The organism is Pseudarthrobacter sp. WHRI 8279 (genome assembly GCF_040224115.2).
GTDB lineage: Bacteria > Actinomycetota > Actinomycetes > Actinomycetales > Micrococcaceae > Arthrobacter.
The window spans coordinates 2478917-2500435 of sequence record NZ_CP168162.1; the positions used below are offsets into that span (position 1 = coordinate 2478917).

Below are 21519 nucleotides of genomic sequence, written 5' to 3' on the forward strand. Positions count from 1 at the left end.
TAGGCCCAGGAGACGCGAGATGGCATTCCGCGGCAATGTTTGCGGGGAAGATTGCCGTGAAATGCCATCTCGCGGAGTCACGCCCGTGGGTCAGAGAATGGCGCTCCTGGCCTCTTCCAAGGCCTTCTTCGCAGCCTCCTGCGGGGAGAGCCTGTCGAAGTGGACTTCCAGGGAGTAGCGGGTGAGGGCTTCAACGGCTGCGCTGCCGCCCGCCGGCGGAACCGGAGCGGCGTCGCCCAGTTCGCTGGAGATCTCGTCAATGAACCTGGCGGTCTTGGCATCGGCCGGGGTCAGCTTGGAGACCACAGCCGCACGGATGTCGGAGTTGGCGGGGATGCCGCGGTCGGCCAGTCCGATCTCGCCGGCCGTGGCGTTGTTGGTCACGAAGTCAATGAACTTCTGCGCCTCCACGGGGTGCTTGGTCCGGGAGCTGGCGGACCAGAACATGGAGGACTTGTAGAACTGCTGGGCTTCGGAGGCCTTGCCCTCCACGCTCGGCGGGCGGCGGATCTCCAGGTCCTGGCCGGAGGCCTTGCTCAGGGCGCCCAGCTGGTTGGACCAGTACATGTTCATGGCGAACTTTCCCGTGGACAGGCCCTGCTGGTCGATCGAGGCGGTCGCGTCTTCGGTGATGACTGACGCCGGCGGCACGGCTTTGGAGTCGCGCATCCTGGCCTGGTATTCGTACCACTCGGCCAGGTCCGATTCCTCGAACCCCAGCTTGCCGTCGCTGGTAAACAATGACTTGCCGTGCTGCCGGAACCACAGGTTGGCCGCGGCGTCGGAATTGACCTGGCCACTGCCGTACACCTTCTCGCCACTGGCTTTGGTGATAGCCGCGGCCGTGCTGTCCAGGTCGTCCCAGGTCCAGGTCTTGTCATCGGGAAGGGCCACGCCGCTAGCCGACACCAGGGCCGGGTTCGCCAGCACCACCATGGCGTTCACGCCGCTGGTCACGGCGTACTGCTTGCCGTCCACTTTGCCGGAGTCCGCCACGGGCTGGTCGAACTTTGACAGGTCCACATCCTTCAGCTCGAGCAGGGCGCCGCGCTCGGAGTATTCACCCAGATAGGCGGCGTCCATCTGGATGATGTCCGGGGCATCCTGCGAGGCCACCTGCGTGGCGAGTTTGTCCCAGTAGCCGGACCAGTCGCCGTACTCACCCTCAATATTGATGTTGGGGTTCTCCGCCTCGAAGGCTTCAATCAGCTTCTCGGTCATCTTGTGCCGCACGTCAGAGCCCCACCAGCTGAACCGCAGGGTCACCGGGCCGTCCGAGGCGGCTTCCGGCGAACTGCCGCAGCCGGTGAGGACCAGTGAGAGTGCGGCCGCTGCGGCGGCAGCTTTGGGCAGCAGGGACTTTTGGGCGCGAAACATCATTGTTTGTCCTTTGGCGCGAAGTTGCTGGGACCTGAAAGAAACCGGTTTCCCACAGCCTAGGTGTGAGCCAGCGAACGCGTCAAGGCCTCCGGAGGGCCGCCTGTTCGTGAATCCGCACCTTGCAGGGGAAGCCGGCAGTCAGGCCTGGCTGTTACGCGTCCTGCGCCCATGCCGCCACAGCAAAAGCCCTATAACAAGTGCTGAGAGCATGCCCAGCCCGCCGGTGGCCACCAGCCCGGTACGCACTCCGAACTGTTCCGTGAGCCAGCCGGCCAGGAGGCCTCCCAGCGCGTGCCCGCCCAGCAGGAGGGGAAGGTAGAGGGCCATCACGCGGCCGCGGATCTCCGGCCCGGCCTCCAGCTGGACTGCGGTTGCCGCACTGGTCAGGAACAGGAGGGTCATGAGACCTACCACCACCAGCATCACGGTGAACAGGACAAGGGTGGGCATCAGGGCCGCCACCAGCTGGGACAGGCCAAAGAGCCCCGCAGCGGCCACTATGCCTTTGCGTCCCAGGCTGCGCAGCCGGGCGGCCAGCAGCGCACCGGCCAGCGCCCCGATGGCGCTGACGGTATTGAACAGGCCGAAGCCTTCCACGCCGTTGTGCCACACCCGTTCGGCAAAGGCGGCCAGCACCACGGGGCCGTTCATGCCGAACATGCCCAGGAGTCCGGCCAGGGCGATGACCAGCAGCAGCGACGGCCGTTCCCGGACGTAGCGGAACCCGGCCAGGAGCTGGCCGCGTCCGCGGACCGCCCGGGCGCTGGGATGCAGTTCGGCAGGGCGGATGGCGGCGATCAGCACGAGCACCAGCAGGCACAACGCGGAGTTGGCAGCGAACGCTGCGGCCGATCCCGCCTGGGCAATGACCACGCCGCCCACGGCAGGGCCTGCCATCGCTCCAAGCTGGCCGATGGCGTTGTTGAGGCCGATGGCCGGCCGGAGGTGCGCGTCGCCCACCACTTCATTGACGAAGACCTGGCTGGCCGGCTGGTTGATGGCCGATGTGACGCCCAGCGCCACACAGCTGGCATAGACGGCCCAGACGGTGATGGTTCCGCTCGCGGCCCATGCGGCCAGGCCCAGGGCAAGGACGGCGATGACGGCCTGGCAGCACAGCATGATCCGGCGTTTGGGAAACATGTCCACCAGCAGGCCGCTCAGGGGTCCCACCACCAGCATCGGGAGGAACTGCAGGGCGACGGCCACTCCTACGGCAGCGGGACTGCCGGTCAGCTGCAGCACAAGCCAGTCCTGCGCGAGCCGCTGCATCCACACCCCCACGCTGCCGGTGAACACCAGCGCCAGGAAGAGCCGGTAGTTCCGTTGCGTCAGGGGCTGATACCAGGCCGGCTGGTCTTTGAGAGTGCGGAAGGACTGCACTGAACGCTGGCGCTCGGAAGACACGGCGGACTCAACTCAATAGCGGGCGGATATATAGGACTGCTGGTGTGCCTCAGGCGCGGCGGGCGCGCAGTTTGACGGCGGCAGCGGCCAGGATCAGGGTGCCGGGAACCACCACGAAGAGGGCAGCCAGCATCCAGACGAACACCACCGCTCCGAAGAGCGCGGCTGCCAGCAGCAGGGACCCGCTCCAGTCCTTGAGGGACAGGGACTGTCCGGTCTCGAGCGCCAAGCGCCAGGCGGTGCGGGCATCCCTAGGGGCAACGGCGAAATCGGACCACGCTGCGGCACTGCGCAGGAGCACAATCGCGGCGCCGGCGGCAAGGATCAAGGTGGCTGGCAGCACCACGTCCCGGCCCGGCAGCTGCCCCACCCATGCGAGCAGAAGGTTAAGGACAATCACGACGGCGGCTGCCGCCGTCGTGATTCCAAGCTTCCAGCTGCCTGGCAGGGCAGCCTTGAAGGTGCCCCAGAGGCCGCGGACGGAATCGTCCCGGCCTGAGAGGTGGCGCTCAAGATGGGCGATCCCCGCCGCATACGCGGCGGGGATCGTCACCAGCGGAAGGGACAGCACCAGCACCAGCACCCCTGCCAGCAGCGTCTCGGAGAACAGCGCGAAGCGGTTCACCGGAACGGGTTCGTGGTGGTTGGGGGCGGGTGTGGTGCTGTCCATGACGCTCATTTTCTGTCTCGTTTGTCCGTCAGCCCTTGAGGCCCTGGGTGGAGACGCCTTCAACAATGTACCGCTGGAACACCAGGAAGAAGATCAGCACCGGCAGCAGGGCCAGTACGGACATGGCGATCATGGCGCCGTAGTCCGAGGACTGGGTCTGGTCCACAAAGAGGCGCAGGGCCAGCGGCAGCGGGTACTTGTCCGGGGTGTTCAGGTAGAGCAGCGGGCCCAGGAAGTCGTTCCAGCTCCAGATGAAGGAGAAGATCGAGGTGGAGATCAGGGCCGGTTTCATCAGCGGAAGCATGATGGAGGTGAAGATCCGGACGTGGCCGGCGCCGTCGATCCTTGCCGCTTCATCCAGTTCTGCCGGAAGGTTGCGCATGAACTGGACCATGAGGAACACGAAGAACGCGTCGGCGGCGAGGAACTTGCCGATCAGCAGCGGTACATACGTATCCACCAGGCCGAGCTGCTGGAACACGATGTACTGCGGGATGATCACCACGTGGAAGGGCAGGAGCAGGGTGGCGATCATCATGCCGAAGAAGATGCTGCGGCCGGGGAACTTGATCCTGGCGAACGCGTACGCTGACACGGATGCGGAGAGGATGGTTCCCACCACTGCACCAACAGCCAGGACCAGGGAGTTGGTGAAGAACTGCAGGGTGGACACGCCACCGATGCCGTCCATCGCCGTGACGAAGTTGTCGAAGCTGAAGTTGTTGGACCACAGCGAGGTATTGGTGCCGCCGATTTCGGAGTTCGGCTTGAAAGACGAAGCGATCATCCACAGGCCCGGGTACAGGACCACGGCCGTCAGTGCGAGGGCCACGATATGGAAGACGCCGCTCTTGACGCGTTTGGCCGTTGGAGACTCAGACTTGGGGTTGTAGTGCGCCAGCTCTGCGTCCGGGAGGGACTGGGTGGGGGTTGCCGTGCTTGTCATTTTGCATCACCGCTGTAGTGGACCCAGGACTTGGACGTGCGGAAGAAGATCAGGGTGATGATGCCGACGACGATCACCAGGAGCCAGGCCATGGCCGAGGCGTAGCCCATCCGGAAGTCGCTGAAGCCCCGCAGGTACAGGTAGAGGGTGTAGAAGAGGGTGGATCCGGCAGGGCCGCCTTCACCGTTGGAGATGATGTACGCCGAGGCGAAGATCTGGAATGCGTGGATGGTTTCCATCAGCAGGTTGAAGAAAACCACTGGGGAAAGCATGGGCCAGGTGATGTTGAAGAACTTCCGCACCGGGCCGGCACCGTCCATGGACGCGGCCTCGTAGAGCTCGCCCGGGATCTGCTTGAGGCCGGCGAGGAAGATCACCATGGGGGCGCCGAACTGCCACACGGTCAGCAGGATGAACATGGGCATGGTCATGGCCGGGTTGCCCACCCAGCCGCCCAGGTTGATCCCGAAGAAGGACAGGCCCTGGTCCACCGGGCCGGCGTCGCCGAACATGGCCTTCCAGACGATCGCGATGGAGACGGACGCGCCGATCAGGGACGGGGCGTAGAAGGCCGAGCGGTAGAACCCCTGGCCGCGGCGCTTGCTGTTCAGCAGCATGGCCACTGCCAGTGCGGCCGCGAGCTTGAGCGGCGTACCGAAGACCACGTAGCTGACGGTCACGCCCACCGACTGCAGGAACCGTTCGTCCTGGAAGAGGGTGGTGTAGTTGTCCAGGCCGATCCACTTGGGAGGCTCGAACAGGTTGTAGTTGGTGAAAGAGAGGTAGAGCGAGGAAATCATGGGCCCAACAGTGAGGGCAATGAATCCCAGCAGCCAGGGCAGCAGGAAGGTGTAGCCGGCGCGGGCATCCGCCCCGCGCTGCCGCGATTTGCGCGGCTGCGAGGGGGCGGACGACGACGAGCGCCTGCTCAGTGTTGGGCTTTGAGTCACGAGTTCATTCCGTCAGTCATGAAAGCTTGGGCAGGCAACGCCTGATCAGGCGTTCTGCTTGATGAGGTCTTCGGCTTCCTTGAACCATGCGTCGGCGGCGCCGTCGATGGTGAGCTTGCCGTAGTTGAGGTCGGAGCTGACGCGCTTGAAGGATGCCTCGAGGGTGCCGAAGCCGACGATCGGGGGCTCCGGCGCATCCTTGAGGTACTGCTCGATGGACTTCTCGTAATCCACCACGAGCTTGTCCGTACCTTCGAAGGTGGTCCCGTCACGCTGGGTCTTGGACGCCGGGACACCGCGGGAGGTCTTGAAGATCTGGCCTACCTCGGGGTCGTTGACCATGAAGTCGATGAAACGGGCCGCAGCATCCTTGAACTTGGTCTTGGCGCTGGCCACCATCAGCATGGAGGGCTTTAGGAAGAGGCCCAGGTTGTCCGGGTCATCCGACGGGACCGGAGCAAGCTTGAGTTCCGTGGCGCCGCTGTCCGCGAGGTAGCCGGCCATGAAGTTGTCCCAGGTGACCTCGGTGGCAGTGACGTTGGAGCCGAACGGGGACTTGGGGGCGAGCTGGGTGACGCGCTCTTCGGAGACGATGGCCGGGGTGCCGCGCAGGGCAGCAGTCTGGTTCCACCACTTCTTCATATCGTCCTTGGTGAAGCCGAGCTTGCCGTCCTCGGTAAAGGCCTCGATGTTGTTCTGGCGCAGCCAGATGTTGAACATCCACCAGACGCCGGTGTAGTCCGTGCCGCCGAAGATCTCGCCGTTGCTCTTGGCGCCAACCTCTGCCAGGAAGTCGTTGAACTCCTTGTAGGTCCACGTTCCGTCCGGCTCCGCGATGCCCAGCGACGCCAGCTTGGCCGGGTCGTAGTAGACGGCGAACGCGTTGGTGCTGGTGGGAATGCCGTAGGTCTTGCCCTTGATCTGGCCCGAGGGCAGGAGGGACTTCTCGAACGCGTCCGTGTTGATGTTCACGGTGCCCAGGTCAAGAAGCTGGTTCCGCTGGCCGTAATCGCGCAGGTAGGACAGGTCCCACTGCATGACGTCCGGCAGGCCGCCGCCGGCAGCCTCCGTGGCACGCTTCTGCCAGTACCCGGCGAAGTCGGTGAAGTTGCCGTTGACCTTGATGTCCGGGTTCTTCTCCTCGAACAGGGCAATGGCCTTGCGGGTACGCTCGGCCCGGTCATCGTTGCCCCACCAGGTGTAGTTGATGGTGACGGGGTTCTCCGCGGAGCCCGTCTCTCCAGCGCTGGTGCTGGATCCCGTGCCGCACGCGGCCAGCGCTGCGGCAGATGCGGTGCCGACAGCCACGGTGGTGAGGAAATGCCTTCTGTTGATCATGGGAGCCTCCTTGCTCAGTGTGTGCAACCCCCGATCTCACCTACAACGAAAGTAGTGAGCTGGCTTACACGGCTTCTGAAACGATACAATATCCCCATTCCCGGAAATGGGCAAGCGTTTTCCAAGCGGCTGGTTTCCACCGCCCGTTTATCCACTCAAAGACAAAGGAGTCCCATGACCAACCAGGCAAACCCGGCCCCTGCCAGCGTTTGGAGCAACATCGAAGGCATTGCTTTCGGTGGCGACTACAACCCGGAGCAGTGGCCGGTCAGCGTGAGGCTGGAGGACCTGGAGCTGATGCAGGAGGCCGGCGTGAGCTTCCTCAGCGTCGGCATCTTTTCCTGGGCGCTGCTGGAGCCGGCGGAGGGCCAGTACGACTTTGGGTGGCTGGACGAGGTGATGGACAACCTGCACGGCATTGGCGTCAAGGTTGCACTGGCCACCGCCACCGCCGCTCCCCCGGCGTGGCTGGTACGCAAGCATCCGGAAATTTTGCCGGTCACGGCTGACGGAACCACGCTGGGACCGGGGTCACGGCGGCACTACACGCCGTCGTCGGCCGTTTACCGCCAGTACGCCGCCGGCATCACGCGTGTGCTGGCAGAGCGGTACAAGGACCACCCCGCCCTGGCCCTGTGGCACGTGGACAACGAACTGGGCTGCCACATTTCGGAGTTCTACGGTGAGGAGGACGCCGCCGCGTTCCGCCTGTGGCTCGAACGTCGGTACGGCACCATCGGTGAGCTCAATGCCGCGTGGGGCACAGCGTTCTGGTCGCAGCACTACGGCTCGTTCGAGGAGATTCTTCCTCCCGGCGCCGCACCTTCCACGCTGAACCCCGGCCAGCAGCTGGACTTCCAGCGGTTCAACTCCTGGGCGCTGATGGATTACTACCGCAGCCTGGTTGCGGTCCTCCGGGAAGTCACCCCCGCAGTGCCCTGCACCACCAACCTGATGGCCTCCAGCGCCACCAAGTCCATGGACTACTTTGACTGGGCCAAGGACCTGGACGTCATCGCCAATGACCACTACCTGGTGGCGGCAGATCCTGAACGGCACATCGAACTCGCGTTCAGCGCGGACCTCACCCGCGGCATTGCGGGAGGTGACCCGTGGATCCTGATGGAACATTCGACGTCGGCCGTCAACTGGCAGCCGCGCAACCAGCCCAAGATGCCCGGCGAAATGCTGAGGAACTCGCTGGCGCACGTGTCACGCGGCGCGGATGCGGTGATGTTCTTCCAGTGGCGGCAGAGCTTTGCAGGCTCGGAGAAGTTCCACTCGGCCATGGTCCCGCACGGCGGCCGCGACACCCGGGTGTGGCGCGAGGTGGTTGACCTGGGAGCTGCACTCCAGCTGCTGGCGCCGGTCCGCGGCTCGCGGGTGGAGTCGCGCGCGGCTATCGTGTTCGACTACGAAGCCTGGTGGGCCAGCGAAATTGACTCCAAGCCGAGCGTCGACGTGCGGTACCTGGACCTGCTGCGGGCTTTCCACCGCTCACTGTTCCTGCGGGGCGTCTCCGTGGACCTGGTGCATCCGTCGGCACCGCTGGAGGGCTACGACCTGGTCCTCGTGTGCACGCTGTACTCGGTGGTTGATGAGGCTGCTGCCAACATTGCGGCTGCCGCTGCCGGCGGCGCAACAGTCCTCATCAGCTACTTCAGCGGAATTACTGATGAGCAGGACCACGTGCGGCTGGGCGGCTACCCGGGGGCATTCCGCGAACTTTTGGGCATCCGCGTTGAGGAGTTCCACCCGCTGCTGGCCGGATCGCAGCTGAAGCTGAGCGACGGTACTGTGTCTTCCACCTGGAGCGAGCATGTGCACCTTGAGGGTGCTGAAGCTCTCCAGACGTTCACGGAGTACCCGCTGGAGGGCGTACCGTCGCTGACCCGGCGGGCTGTGGGCAGCGGTGCCGCCTGGTACCTGGCCACCTTCCCGGACCGGGACGGCATCGAGTCCCTCGTGGACCGGCTGCTGGCGGAATCGAACGTTTCCGCCGTTGCGGAAGCCGATCCCGGAGTGGAACTCACGCGCCGGCGCTCGGCCGACGGCCGCAGCTTCCTGTTCGCCATCAACCACACCCGGACTGCGGCAACCGTGCGGGCATCCGGCACGGACTTGCTCGCCGGCGAACGGTTCAGCGGCACCGTTGAAGCAGGCAGCGTTGCGGTGATCGCGGAGGACTGAGTCTCCGGCTGGGGCGTCGCCGGGTCCAGACCCCGGTCATGGATGGCCCCGGGAGACCACAAACTGGGTCCCCGGGGTCGTGTAGTCCGCTGGCTGGAGGATGCTGCGGACCCTCACGGGAGTCCTGCTCTACCGCATGAGTGCATAGGCTAACCAGTGATCTCGATTGCCGGCTCGGTGAACCCTGCGAAGGTCAACGTGTAGACGTAGGTGAGCACGTTGCTGGTCACCTCAGGCCGCCAGTTGGGGTTGGGGCAGCTGAAGGTTGCCAGGAAGCCCGCGGTGCTCGTTCCCTCTGTAGTCTGCGCCGGCACGATCAGCCTGCCGTTCCTCGTGGAGGTGAGATCGGAGGAGCTCGTCTCTGTTACCGACTCCGAGAACGGCTCAACGATCCTGTCATTGCCCGGGTTGTGGCAGACGCCGCTGATTGTGCTGGTGACTGCCAGTACTACGGTCGCATTCGTGTTTCCGACACCTTCAATTCGCGTCTCAGTACACGTTACGGTCGTGCCGGTGATGGTACAGACGGGCTCGCTGAAGCCCTTTGCGAAGTGCGCTCCGGAAGGGGCATTACTAAAGTCGACGACCGCCTGCGCCGCTGTCATGCCCGTTGCGAAGGCGATCAGTAGTGCCGCGAACAGTGCCAGGACGCGGCGGAGTGATAGCTTCATTTTTCAGACTTTCTGCAGATGCCTTTGGCCTCAATGCCGAAGGCAGCAATTAAAGGAATTGGCGGGCCGGCTCTCGCCGGTCCTCTGTGCTTTGGAGGCCTCTCAAGTCCCCAAAGCCACCCGGCCGCAGCACAGGATTGGGCCGCGCCTTTCACATCGGGCGAGCGACCGGCAGCGCCATTGGGTGTGCTGTCCCCGCCGCTCAGGAGAAGATGGCCGTTAGACGGCTAATTTTTCTGGCTGATATGGGGTTCTTCCAGTGCAAACGCTGCAATTATGAATCCGCCGGTTCCCAGTTAATGGCGGTGTGCATACCATCGCTGGCAGGCGACACGGAGGCCAGTTCACACCTCCCAGCGGGATAATTTTACGTCTGGCAGGGGCGCCGCAGAATGCGGCAGCGCCAAATAGGGGAGGAACAGTTGCTGGAGAGGGGCATTAGGTAGGCTGACAGAATTTTCCACATAGCGTTCTTGGCGGCCGGTCATTGTCAGTGGTCTTTGGCAGAGTTGGGTTATGGCAACGGCTGGGATTTCGGGAGCAGGGCAGGCAGAATATCGCGGCGCGTCTTCTGCAAGCCCAACGTCGGTTGCTGACATCTCGCGCTCCCTGGCGTCGGTGACGGTCGCGTCTGATGGTCCGGGGATGATTGATCAGTTGCGGGAGCTTGAGGATCTGAAGTCGCTGACCGCTGCTAAACAGGCCCGGATTACCGTGGCTTTTGATCTCTCCCAGCGGCGGGAGCAGGCCGCCGCCGGTGTCCCGGCCAAGGAACAAGGCGCCGGCGTGGCCGCGCAGGTTGCGCTGGCGCGCCGGGAGTCCCCGGCCCGCGGCAGCCGGCTCCTGGGCCTTGCCAAAGCCCTCGGCACCGAAATGCCCCACGCCCTGGCCGCCCTGGAGTCCGGGCAGTTGAACGAATGGCGCGCCACCCTCATCGTGAAGGAAACCGCGTGCCTGTCCGCCGAAGACCGGTGCGCCGTCGACGACGAACTCGCCGCCGACACCGGAACACTTTCAGGCCGCGGGGACCGGGCCATCATCGCCGCCGTGCGCGCGGCCGCGTACCGGCGTGACCCACACTCGGTGACACGACGCGCGGCCCACGCGGTGAGCGACCGGACCGTGAGTCTTCGTCCGGCGCCGGACACCATGGCCCGGCTGACCGCACTGCTCCCGGTCGCCCAGGGCGTGGCCGCCTACGCCGCCCTGGCCCGCCACGCGGACACTGTCCGATCACACGGTGATGACCGGTCCCGGGGTGCGATCATGGCCGACCAGCTCGTCGAAAACATCACCGGCACCCCTGGCGGGATCGCCGGCATCGAAGTCCAGCTCGTCATGACCGACCGCACCCTCTTCCAGGGCGACAGCGAACCCGCCCGCCTCGCAGGCTACGGAACCGTCCCCGCCGAATGGGCACGCCAAACAGTCCTCAGCCAGCCGGAACGCCCCGGCACAGGACCAGCGGATAGCGCCCTGACAGAAGCGGCAGCAGCAGCCGGCGTCAGGGATGGCAGTGACATTGATGTCTGGCTCCGCCGGCTCTACACGGCCCCCGGCACCGGCAACCTGCTCGCCATGGACTCCACAGCCCGGCTCTTCCCCACAGGGCTCCGCCGCTTCCTCCAAATCCGGGACGACACCTGCCGCACCCCCTACTGCGACGCACCGATCCGCCACCACGACCACATCATCCCTTGGCACCAGAACGGCCCCACCACCAGCACCAACGGCCAAGGGCTTTGCGAAGCCTGCAACCACACCAAAGAAAAACCCGGGTTTTCAGCCACACCAATCCCCGGACCCAGACACACGGTAGAACTCCAAACCCCCACCGGCCACACCTACCACTCCACCGCCCCACCCCCACCCAGCACCGGTCTTGATGTTGCCGGAGCGGGCGCACCAGCCGGTAGTGCTGCTGCCGTGGCCACGGGTCCGCCGCTTTATGCGGCTTCCCCCGCCAGTGCGGACCCGTCCTGCGGCGATCCCGACCCAACAATGCGGGGAACAGCAGAATGTCCCAGGCCGAAGAAACACGGCATCCAGGTCCTCGGCCGCGTTGTTGCTCACCCGCCCGTTGTACCGCACCGGCCCCTGGGAGTCCGGCCCCTGGCTGCAGCCGCTGCACCGCCGTAGTCCTACCGGTGCAGCTTTAACCTTCGCAGCCTTAAACAGCTCCGTCCCGGAAGGAACCAATGGTTCCCGCCGGGACGGAGCTGCCACCCGCCGTCGGACGCTCGGAGTGGAGGAGGCGTCCACCCAAACTGTCCGGAGCCGTGTTGGCGGTGTGAGGACTAACTGCTGATTGCCGACTTCATTTCGTCGTGGGCCTTCTTGCCTGCCTCGTCAGTGGAGAGCCGCTCGAAGAGAACCTCGGAGGTGTACCGCTTGATGATTTCCTGGATCGCGCCAGCGCCCTTCGGCGGCGGCGCGGGTGCCTCGCCGAGCTCGTCCTTGATCTGGTCGATGAACTTGACCACCTTGACGTCAGCCGGGGTCAGCTTGGACTCAATGGCTGCGCGGACTTCCGAGTTCGGATATACACCGCGGTCTGCAAGGAGGGCCTCGCCTGCCTTGACGTTATTGGCCAGGAAGTCAATGAACTTGGCGGTTTCCTCAGGGTGCTTGGTGCGGGACGAAGCTGACCAGAACTGCGAGGCCTTGTACCAAAGTCCGGCATCCTCGGCTGAACCGGTCTTGGTGGGGAACCGCATGATCTTCAGGTCGCCGCCGGAGGCCTTTTCCAGGGCAGGTGCCTGGTTGGACCACCAGAAGGCCATGGCGTTCTTGCCCGTTGCCAGCCCGCTCTGGTCCAGCGGCGCGGCCTCTGCCTCAATAACCTCGGATGCGGATGGGACTGCCTTCTTTGCGCTGAGCTCCTTGAGGAACGCCCACCATTCGGAGATGTCCTTCGGCTCGAAGCCGAGCTTGCCGTCCGAGGTGTAGAGCGACTTGCCGTTCTGCCGGAGCCAGACGCCCAGGGAAGCTTCGTCCGTACCGTACGCTGCGGCGCCGTAAGTGCCATCCGGGGACTTCTCGGTGACCTCGGCAGCGATGCGGCCGAAGTCCTCCCAGGTCCACGTTGAATCGTCCGGCATCTCAACACCCGCGGCCTCAAACACCGCGGGGTTGGCCAGGATGGTGGCTGCATTAATGCCGGCCGCAATACCGGTCAGGCCGTCCTCGCTCTTGCCTGCGTTCAGTGCGGCCTCATCGAGCTTGGAGGTGTCGATCTCATACTTGGACAGGTCCAGCAGGGCACCCCGGCTGGAGTATTCAGTGATGTACTTTTCGTCCATCTGGATGATGTCCGGAGCGTCGTTGGCGGCAACCTGGGTGGCCAGCTTGTCCCAGTAACCGCTCCAGTCGCCGAACTCCGGCTTGATCTTGATGTTCGGGTTCTCAGCCTCGAACTGCTTGATGGCTTCCTGGGTTAGCTGGGCGCGCTTGTCGCCGCCCCACCAGGAGAACCGCAATTCAACAGGGCCATCGGCGTTCTGCGGCGATGATCCACCGCCGCATGCGCTAAGGGCCATAACGACAGCGGCCGCGGCCGCAACGACGCCCGTCTTGCGGATGCGGCGTGCTGCGCCGGGGGAAGGCGACCGTGCCGGTTGCCGGGCAGCAGACGCAGGGCGGGAAAAGAGCTGCACTGGTAACTCCGATCTTCTTTGATCTAGGTGCTGGGGACTGATGCACTGAAGGGATGAAACGCGAAAGCGCTTTCTAGATGTAATAGTACAAGTGCGTGACTTGTATTACAAGATGTTTAGCCGGGGCAATCTGCACACAGCTGCTTCCGGACAGCCGAACGGCCCGCCACAGGGACGGGCCGTTCGGTTGGTACTGCCGGTACTGGCCGGCAGGGGAAAAGCCCAGGGAAGTGGACCTACTTAATGCCGGTGGTCGCGATCCCCTTGATGAGGAAGCGCTGGCCAAAGAGGAACACCAGGAAGACCGGCAGGAGCGAGACGATGGACATCGCGAACAGCGACCCCCAGCTCGTGGCCGACTGCGAATCAACGAAGGCCCTTAGTGCCACCGGAACGGTAAACATGTCCGGGTCCGTCAGGTAGATCAGGGCGCCGAAGAAGTCGTTCCAGGTCCAGATGAAGGTGAAGATGGTGGTGGTGGCCAGGGCCGGAACCATGAGCGGCAGGATGACCCGCAGGAAGATGCGGGGGTGGCCTGCGCCGTCGATCCTCGCAGCCTCGTCAAGCTCCCGGGGAATGCCGCGGATGAACTGCACCATCAGGAAGACAAAGAACGCTTCGGTAGCCAGCAGCTTGGGCACGATCAGCGGCCAGAAGGTATTCACCCAGCCGATCTGCGAGAACAGGATGTACTGCGGAACGATCACCACGTGGAACGGCAGCATGATGGTCAGCAGCATGATGCCGAACAGCAGCTTCTTGGCGGTGAACTGCAGCCGGGCGAATGCGTAGGCCGCCATGGAGCAGGAGATCAGGTTGCCCAGGATGGAGCCGATAACCACAATCGCCGAGTTGATCATGTAGTGGCCGAAGGGGTGGGTCAGGGCCGACCAGCCGGAGGTGTAGTTGCTCATCTCCAGGCTGTTGAGCCAGAGCCCGGGTTCCCGGAAGATCAGCTCGTTGGGGCGAAGCGAGGAAACAACCATCCAGAGCAGCGGGTAGATCATCAGGCCGCCGGCAAGGATCAGGATGCCGTGCTTCATCAGGGACTTTCCGCGCTGGGCCCGGCTGAACGCCAGGGTTCCACGGGACTCGCGGGGCTTGCGGTGGTTCGTAGGCTTGCCGGCGCCTCCGGACTTCTTGTCCGGGGTGGGCAGCGTCTCCAGCTTAGTCGTCATAGAAAACCCAATACTTAGAAGCGATGAAGTTGATGGCGGTGAATACGCCGATGATCACCAGCAGGACCCACGCCATGGCTGACGCGTAGCCCATGTCGAACTGGCCGAAGCCCTTCTGGTAGAGGTACAGCGTGAAGAACATCGTGGAGTCCGAGGGGCCGCCGTTGCCGCCCGAGACGATGAACGCCTGGGTAAACGACTGGAAGGATCCGATGATCTGCAGCACCAGGTTGAAGAAGATGATCGGGCTCAGCATCGGCAGGGTGATCCGCCAGAACTGCTGGAGGGTGGTGGCGCCGTCAACCCTCGCCGCCTCGTAATACATGTGCGGGATCTGCCGGAGGCCGGCCAGGAAGATGATCATGGGAGCGCCGAAGGTCCAGACGTGGAGCAGGATGATGGAACCAAGCGCCGTGCTCGGGTCCGAGATCCATCCCGGACCCTGGATGCCGAACATTGCCAGGACCTGGTTCACCAGGCCCGTAGTACCGAAGATCTGCTTCCAAAGGATGGCTACTGCCACCGAACCGCCCAGGAGGGACGGCAGGTAGAACACCGAGCGGTAGAACGGCAATCCGCGCAGGCCCTTGTCCAGGACCAGGGCGATCAGGAGCGCCACGGCGAGCTGGAGCGGAACACCAACAAAAACGTACGTGAAGGTCACGCCCAGGGAGTTGTGCAGGCGTGCGTCGCTGAGCATCCGGGTGAAGTTGTCCAGCCCCACCCATTCCGGCGGCTGGAGCAGGTTGTAGTCCGTGAAGGACAGGTAGAGGGACATGATCATGGGGCCGATGGTGATGGCCACGAGGCCCACCAGCCACGGCAACAGGAAGATATACGCTGCCTTGTTGTCCCGGCCGTTGGCCTTCTTCTCAGCGGCGGTGGCTTTGCCCTTGCGCCGGGTTATGGAGCTGAGTTCGCTGATGGCGCTCACTGTTGCCGTCCCATTCGTGTCATCAGGCCCGCTGCTGCCGGCATTCCAGCCGGGCGCAACGCCCTGGGTATGTGCTTAGCGGCCATGTGGTCTCCTTTGGTCATCGTGGCCTCCACGTTCTTGGTATCGCCGGGGCGATAGGTGCGCTCCCGTTACTGGAGGGCTGTCCGCCGGAGTTTCGGCGGTTCCCACCCTGCGGGAGGTGCGGATTGAAAAAGCGGCTCCGTACCAAAGTAAACGGTTTCTTGACTCCTGTATAGCCCTTTGTTAGTTTTTGAGAAAACGCTTTCTGTTAGACACGTCACTAGGAATACAACCACACCACTTAAGGGGCAGGACAATGCGGTTACGTCTCAGGAAATCAGTCATGGGGGTTGCGGGCGCAACAGCTGCCCTGGCCATGATACTTACGGGTTGCGGCAGCAACGCCGAGGCCGGGAAAGTGGGGACGGCTGAAGATCCAGTGACCATCCGTTTCGCCTGGTGGGGCAACGATTCCCGCGCCAAAACGACGCTGGAAGTGATCAAGGACTTCGAGGCTGCGAACCCCACTATCAAGGTGGAGGGCGAGAATACCGAGTTCAGTTCCTACTGGGACAAGATGGCCACCCAGATCGCCGGCGGCACCACTCCGGACGTGTTCGCCATGAGCGGCGCCTACCCCAGCGAGTACGCAAGCCGGGGTGTGCTGCTGGACCTGGATGACGTCAAGGACCAGCTGGATACCTCCAAGTTCGCCGAAGGCACGGTGGATCTGGGCAAGATCGACGGCAAGCAGTACACCATCACCGCAGGCGTGAACTCCATGTCCATGGTGATCGATCCCAAGGTTTTTGAGGCAGCCGGAGTTGAGCTGCCGGACGACGAAACGTGGACCTGGGACGATTACGCCCGGATAGCCGCGGACATCACCAAGAACTCCCCGGCCGGAACCTTCGGCACCACCCCCATGTCCAACGACTCCTTCCTGGCAGTGTGGGCACGCCAGAGCGGCGAGGAGCTCTACACCGATGACGGCACGAAGCTGGGCATCAGCGAGGACACCGCCACCGAGTGGTTCGAGCTCAACAAGAAGCTCATGGAAACCGGCGGCGCGCCGTCCGCCTCGCAGACAGTGGAGGATGGCTCTGCCCAGCCTGAAATGACGCTGATGGGCCAGGGCAAACAGGGCATGAAGATCTCCTGGAGCAACCAGATGAACTCCTACTCCGGTTCGCCGCTGGTCATGATGAAGATGCCGGGCGAAAGCAAGACGCCCGGCGCGTGGCTGCGCTCCTCCATGGAGTACGCCATCTCCTCCAAGTCCGCGCACCCCAAGGAAGCCGCCCTCTTCATCAACTACCTGGTGAACAACGTGGACGCTGCCACCAAGATCAAGAGTGACCGCGGCATGCCCGCCAACACCGAGCTCAAGGCTGCCATCACTCCGCTCCTGAAGGAATCCCAGCAGAAGGAAGCGGAGTACCTGGACCGCATCGCAGAGATGGACATCGAGCCGCCGCTGCCGTTCCCTGCAGGCTCCTCGGCCACCATGGAGGTCCTGAACCGGTTCAACACGGATGTCCTGTTCGGCAAGATCTCGCCGCGGGACGCTGCCAAGGGATTCATCCAGGAAGTCAACTCGAACCTGGGCTGACCCAACGGCCGGTTCAGCCATCACAACAACATTTCGAACAGGAGGCAGGCCAGTGACCGAAAGCAGCGGGCCCGTCAGGCCCAGCGCCATCGCCGGCTACGAGGACTGGCCTGCCTACGTCCAGCACCATCCCCGCTACCAGGCAGCCACGCCGGCGGCGCAGGAACTCGCGGACGCCCTGGGCGTCCCAGGAGCGCAGCAGGAGCCTGAAGTGGCGGTCCAGTGGGAGGAAACGCACGACGGCGTCACCACCTCCCAGCTCAGCTGGCAGTTGGGGTTCGGCCCCCGGACCACCAGCTGGCTGCTCCGTCCGGCCGGCAGTTCCGGGCCGCTGCCCGGCGTCCTGGCACTCCACTGCCACGGCGGAAACAAGTTTGGCGGGGCGGACCGGCTGGTGGAACTTCCGGAGCAGCACCCGTCGGCGGAGGCTGCCAAAGCCGGCCACTACGACGGCCGCGCCCTTGCCACGGACATCGCACGGCGGGGTTTCGCCGTCTTGGCCCATGATTCGTTCGCCTGGGGCAGCCGCCGCTTCGATCTCTCCGTCCCGCCGTGGCGGACGGCCTCGGCGCTGGAGGCGAGGCAGGCGCAGTGGCGGGAGGACGGCGTCGTGCCTTCCGCCGCAGATGTCTACAACGCCGCCGCAGGCTTCCATGAAGAGACCGTGGCCAAGACCGCCGGCCTGCTGGGCACGAGCCTCGCCGGCATGGTGGCCCACGACGACCTGGCCGCACTCGAGATCCTCGCCGGGCTGCCGGACGTGGACCAGGACAGGCTGGGCTGCATCGGGTTCTCGGGCGGCGGGGGCCGTTCCCTGGCCCTCGCTGCGCTGAGTCCCCGCATCAAAAGCTATGTGGTGACCTGCATGATGACGACCTTCCAGTCGCTGCTGCCCTCCTACCTGGACGCGCACTCGTGGCTGCTGCAGACCCCCGGTCTCTGGAAGCTGGGTGACTGGCCGGAGCTGACAGCCAGGTCCGGAGCAGGCAGGCTGCTGGTGCAGTATGCCCTGGCGGACCAGCTCTTCCCCGAAGCCGGGATGCGTGACGCCCACCGGGTACTGGAGTCGCTCCACAACCCCGGGACCTACACCGGAAGCTTCTGGCCCGGCGGCCACGTTTTCTCCGCTGACATGCAGCACGAAGCACTCGGCTTCCTGTCCGCCTCGCTCGGCGCCCATGATCCCAAAACCCTCCCCTCAGCTACCTAGGACCCTCCTGATGATTGATCAATCCGCCACCGCGGAACGCGTAAGCCACTCCGGGGGAAGCGCCGTCCCGGCAGCCCTGCCGCGCATCGCCCTGGTGGGCGTGCACGGCTTCGGTGAACGGCACCTCGCCAACCTCGCCAGGCTGGAAGCAGCCGGCGCCCTTGAACTCGCTGCCGTGGCGGATCCCAATCCTCCGGCTCCGGGACGCCTGCCGGAATCGGTAGCCGTGTTCGGCGATCTGGCCCAACTGCTGGCAGCGGACCCGGGCGTCGACGTCGTTATCCTCGCGACGCCTATCCAGACGCACGCTCCGCTGGCCCTCGCGGCGCTGGCAGCGGGCAAGGACGTCTACGTGGAGAAGCCGCCGGTGGCCTCGCTCGGCCAGTTCCGGGAGGTCCTCGCCGCCGCGGAATCCGCAGACCGGCTGGTCCAGGTGGGATTCCAAAGCCTGGGCTCGCACGCGCTGCCGGCTATCCGGGAGCTTGTGGAATCCGGCGGCATCGGCGATGTCCTGGGCCTGAGCGCCACCGGGCAGTGGGTGCGGAACCGGGCCTACTTCAAGCGCTCGCGATGGGCGGGCAAGCGCAGCCTCGATGGCACCGACGTGGTGGACGGCGTGGCAACCAACGCCCTTGCCCATGCAGTGGCCACGGGCCTCCACTTGTCCGGCGCCCACACCATGGCCGACGTCGCATCAGTGGAGACGGACCTTTACCGGGCCCACGACACCGAAAGTGATGACACCTCCATCATCCGCATCCGCACCACAGGTGGCTCAACGCTGCTGTGCGGGCTGACGCTGTGCGCGCCGGAGCAGCAGCGGCCTTCGGTCACGGTGCACGGCACCCGCGGTGAGGTCACGCTCTTCTACACCGAGGACGAGGTGGTCATCAGCACCCCCGACGGCGAGCGCCGCGAGACGTTCGGCCGGACCGACCTGTTGGAGAACCTGCTGGACGCCCGTTCCACGGGGGCGCCGCTGCTGTGCGCCCTGCCGGACACCGGCGCCTTCACCACGGTGCTGGAGGCTATCCGGACGGCGCCCGCGCCGCACCCCATCGACCCCGGCAACATCACGTGGGAGGGCGCGGGCGACGACGCCCATCCGGTGGTCCACAACATCGCGGCCGTGATCGCAAGGGCAATCAAAGCCCAGGCCACCTTCGCTGAATTGGGAGTCCCGTGGGCCCGGAAACTGCCGCCGGCCCGCACCCTCACCTTAGACGGCAAGGCGGTTGCCGAGTACCACGACGGCAGCCGGATCCGGGCGGTCTCCTCGCCGCGGCCCTACCTGCACCCCGTCCGGACCCTCGCAGGCACAGTGGTAACAGACCACCAGCCGCTGGACCACGTGTGGCACCTCGGCGCCGGCGTGGCCCTGCAGGACGTGGACGGCATCAACTTCTGGGGCGGACGGACCTACACGCGCGAAGCCGCCCAGTATGTGTGGCGCCCGGACCACGGCAGCATCGCAGCCACAGACACCCGGATTGAAGAGACGGCTGTGCAGGCGGGGGGCGCGGCAGGCAGGCTGCAGGAAACCTTGAGCTGGAACGGGCCCGACGGCGGCCCGGTCCTCCGCGAGGACCGCACCTGGGCATGGTCCGGGGTCAGCTCCTCCGCCTGGCGGCTGTCCCTGGACTTCGCCCTCTCCCCCGCCGGCCACCGGCCGGTCAGCCTGGGCAGCCCCGGTTCCAACGGCCGTTTTGAAGGCGGCTACGGCGGGTTTTTCTGGCGCCTGCCCGCCTGTGCGGACGCCACCGTATGGACGCCGTCCGGCTCGGGCGAGCCGGAAGTGCACGGATCAGTCACGCCGTGGCTGGCCTGGGCAGGAACGTTCGACGGCGGCAGCGCCACCCTTGTGTTCGTAGCCGCGGAGGGGTCCACGGACCCCTGGTTCGTTCGGGTGGACGGCTACCCGGGAGTGGGCCAGTCCCTGGCCTGGGACGCCCCGGTCATCGCCGAACCGGGAGCCCCCGTCCAGCGCAGCATCACCGTTTTTGTGGCCGACGGCATCCTGGGCACAACCGACATCGAAGCACTCATCAACCAGCAGGGGAACCGTTCATGACCCAGACAACAGCCGACGCCTCCTTGCTTCCGGGCAGGGCGGCCCCCGCCTCCGTGGAGGACCGCGCCATCAAACGCCAGCGTGTGCTGGACATCCTTGACGCAAAGGGCCAAGATTCACTGCTGCTGACCACCAACACCGCCCTGACCTGGTACCTGGACGGCAGCCGGGTGCACATCAGCCTGGCCGGTGACCCCATTGCTGCTGTCCTGGTGGACCGCGGGGGCGACCACCTGGTCACGTTCAACAACGAAGCCGGACGCATCGAGGCCGAAGAGCTGCCGTCCGGCGTCACCCTGCATTCTGTGCCCTGGTACGGCAACCTGCATGAGGCCGCCGCCGCCGTCGGCCTTCCCGGGACGAACGCCGCGCCGCTGGCCGAAGCGGACGTCGCCGCCGAGCTGCGCGCGGCCCGCCAGCAGCTGCTCCCCAACGAGAGCGCCCGGTACGCCAGCCTCAGCGCCGAGGTTGCGGCGCTGATGACGGACGTGCTGTCCACCGCCCGCCCGGAAACCACCGAGTTTGAGCTGGTGTCCGCCCTGGCGGCGCGGGTGGTTGCAGCCGGTGCGGAGCCGCTGGTGCTGCTGTGCAACGGCAGCAGCCGGAGCGGGTTCCGGCACCCGCTGGCCACCCACTCGCCCCTGGGACGCCGCGCCATGGCTGTGGTGTGCGCACGCAGGGACGGCATGGTGGCCAACATCACCCGCTGGGTAAGGTTCGACGCCGGCACTGCAGAAGAGCGCGACGCCGAGGCGCGCATCGCCGCGGTGGAGGCGGACATCTTCGACGCCACGGTCCCCGGCGCCCGGCTGGACCGGATCTTTGCCGAGATCCAGGCCGCCTACACCCGCCATGGCTTCGGCGCAGACCAGTGGGAGCAGCACCACCAGGGCGGGCCGGCCGGCTACGCGGGCCGCGACCCCCGCGTTACTGCCGCCGCCACAGACACCGTGGTCCTGGGCCAGGCCTTCACTTGGAACCCGTCCGGTCCCGGCGTCAAGATCGAGGACACCGTCCAGCTCACCGCGTCCGGCCTGCAGATCCTCACCGTCGATCCCCGCTGGCCTTCCACCTGCGTGAACGGCCTCAAGCGCCCGGACACGCTCCAGCTTTAGGCAAAACGCTCTATCAGCTGACGAACGACGGCGTCACGCCAGGCAGCCTTTTGGCCCGCCGCAGGTGCCGCTCCCCCGCCAAACCAGGCCGGCGCCGTCGTTCGTTTCTCAAAGGCGTGCACTGCGTGACGCCCGCGAACGCGAAAACGCTCCCCCGGTTCCGGCCG

At 65.2% G+C, this 21519-nt stretch carries 16 protein-coding genes; 6 read left to right on the top strand and 10 right to left on the bottom strand.

The annotated features are described in order from the left end of the window. Nucleotides 1-90: 90 nt before the first annotated feature. From ABRP28_RS11435 to ABRP28_RS11460, 6 genes are all read right to left on the bottom strand, one after another. Nucleotides 91-1380, bottom strand: a complete 1290-nt coding sequence (locus ABRP28_RS11435) for an extracellular solute-binding protein (protein ID WP_350002900.1) — start codon at nucleotides 1378-1380, stop codon at nucleotides 91-93. Between the two features lie 138 nt (nucleotides 1381-1518). Next, nucleotides 1519-2787, bottom strand: a complete 1269-nt coding sequence (locus tag ABRP28_RS11440) for an MFS transporter (RefSeq protein ID WP_350002901.1) — start codon at nucleotides 2785-2787, stop codon at nucleotides 1519-1521. Nucleotides 2788-2836: 49 nt separating this feature from the next. Beyond that, nucleotides 2837-3466, bottom strand: coding sequence for a Poxvirus protein I5 (locus ABRP28_RS11445; RefSeq protein ID WP_350002902.1), 630 nt, complete (start codon nucleotides 3464-3466; stop codon nucleotides 2837-2839). 19 nt (nucleotides 3467-3485) lie between these two features. Continuing rightward, nucleotides 3486-4403, bottom strand: coding sequence for a carbohydrate ABC transporter permease (locus tag ABRP28_RS11450; protein ID WP_350002903.1), 918 nt, complete (start codon nucleotides 4401-4403; stop codon nucleotides 3486-3488). Beyond that, entirely contained in the window at nucleotides 4400-5353 is a 954-nt protein-coding gene (locus tag ABRP28_RS11455) for a sugar ABC transporter permease (protein ID WP_350002905.1), read from the bottom strand. Before ABRP28_RS11455 ends, ABRP28_RS11450 begins: the two co-directional genes overlap by 4 nt. Before the next feature lie 45 nt (nucleotides 5354-5398). Then, on the bottom strand, nucleotides 5399-6691 hold the full coding sequence (locus ABRP28_RS11460; protein WP_350002907.1) for an ABC transporter substrate-binding protein: 1293 nt from the start codon (nucleotides 6689-6691) through the stop codon (nucleotides 5399-5401). A 174-nt stretch (nucleotides 6692-6865) separates the two neighbouring features. Between ABRP28_RS11460 and ABRP28_RS11465 the strand changes: the two genes are divergently transcribed. After that, nucleotides 6866-8881, top strand: coding sequence for a beta-galactosidase (locus ABRP28_RS11465; RefSeq protein ID WP_350002908.1), 2016 nt, complete (start codon nucleotides 6866-6868; stop codon nucleotides 8879-8881). A 149-nt stretch (nucleotides 8882-9030) separates the two neighbouring features. Here ABRP28_RS11465 and ABRP28_RS11470 read toward each other — a convergent pair whose 3' ends face one another. After that, nucleotides 9031-9552: a hypothetical protein gene (locus ABRP28_RS11470; RefSeq protein ID WP_350002909.1), complete on the bottom strand. Its 522-nt coding sequence runs from the start codon at nucleotides 9550-9552 to the stop codon at nucleotides 9031-9033. A gap of 645 nt (nucleotides 9553-10197) precedes the next feature. On the opposite strand from ABRP28_RS11470, the gene ABRP28_RS11475 reads away from it, so the two are divergent. Continuing rightward, on the top strand, nucleotides 10198-11691 hold the full coding sequence (locus ABRP28_RS11475; RefSeq protein WP_350002910.1) for a DUF222 domain-containing protein: 1494 nt from the start codon (nucleotides 10198-10200) through the stop codon (nucleotides 11689-11691). A gap of 158 nt (nucleotides 11692-11849) precedes the next feature. Here the strand turns inward: ABRP28_RS11475 and ABRP28_RS11480 are convergent, their stop codons facing one another. The 3 genes from ABRP28_RS11480 to ABRP28_RS11490 form a co-directional block, all read right to left on the bottom strand. Further along, nucleotides 11850-13208, bottom strand: a complete 1359-nt coding sequence (locus ABRP28_RS11480) for an extracellular solute-binding protein (protein ID WP_350002911.1) — start codon at nucleotides 13206-13208, stop codon at nucleotides 11850-11852. A 236-nt stretch (nucleotides 13209-13444) separates the two neighbouring features. Continuing rightward, nucleotides 13445-14386, bottom strand: coding sequence for a carbohydrate ABC transporter permease (locus ABRP28_RS11485; protein WP_102975962.1), 942 nt, complete (start codon nucleotides 14384-14386; stop codon nucleotides 13445-13447). Next, nucleotides 14376-15320, bottom strand: a complete 945-nt coding sequence (locus tag ABRP28_RS11490; protein WP_102975961.1) for a carbohydrate ABC transporter permease — start codon at nucleotides 15318-15320, stop codon at nucleotides 14376-14378. Before ABRP28_RS11490 ends, ABRP28_RS11485 begins: the two co-directional genes overlap by 11 nt. A 367-nt stretch (nucleotides 15321-15687) precedes the next feature. Between ABRP28_RS11490 and ABRP28_RS11495 the strand changes: the two genes are divergently transcribed. Genes ABRP28_RS11495 through ABRP28_RS11510 form a run of 4 tightly spaced genes read left to right on the top strand, consistent with a single transcriptional unit; the run spans nucleotide 15688 to nucleotide 21352 of the window. Next, nucleotides 15688-16956 (top strand): sugar ABC transporter substrate-binding protein, encoded by a 1269-nt coding sequence (locus ABRP28_RS11495; RefSeq protein ID WP_350002913.1) that lies wholly within the window; start codon nucleotides 15688-15690, stop codon nucleotides 16954-16956. 52 nt (nucleotides 16957-17008) lie between these two features. After that, nucleotides 17009-18166, top strand: coding sequence for an acetylxylan esterase (locus tag ABRP28_RS11500; protein WP_350002915.1), 1158 nt, complete (start codon nucleotides 17009-17011; stop codon nucleotides 18164-18166). A 10-nt stretch (nucleotides 18167-18176) separates the two neighbouring features. Further along, on the top strand, nucleotides 18177-20237 hold the full coding sequence (locus ABRP28_RS11505) for a DUF6807 family protein (protein WP_350002916.1): 2061 nt from the start codon (nucleotides 18177-18179) through the stop codon (nucleotides 20235-20237). Next, entirely contained in the window at nucleotides 20234-21352 is a 1119-nt protein-coding gene (locus tag ABRP28_RS11510) for a M24 family metallopeptidase (protein ID WP_350002918.1), read from the top strand. The genes ABRP28_RS11505 and ABRP28_RS11510 overlap by 4 nt, the downstream gene beginning before the upstream one ends. Nucleotides 21353-21519 lie beyond the last annotated feature (167 nt).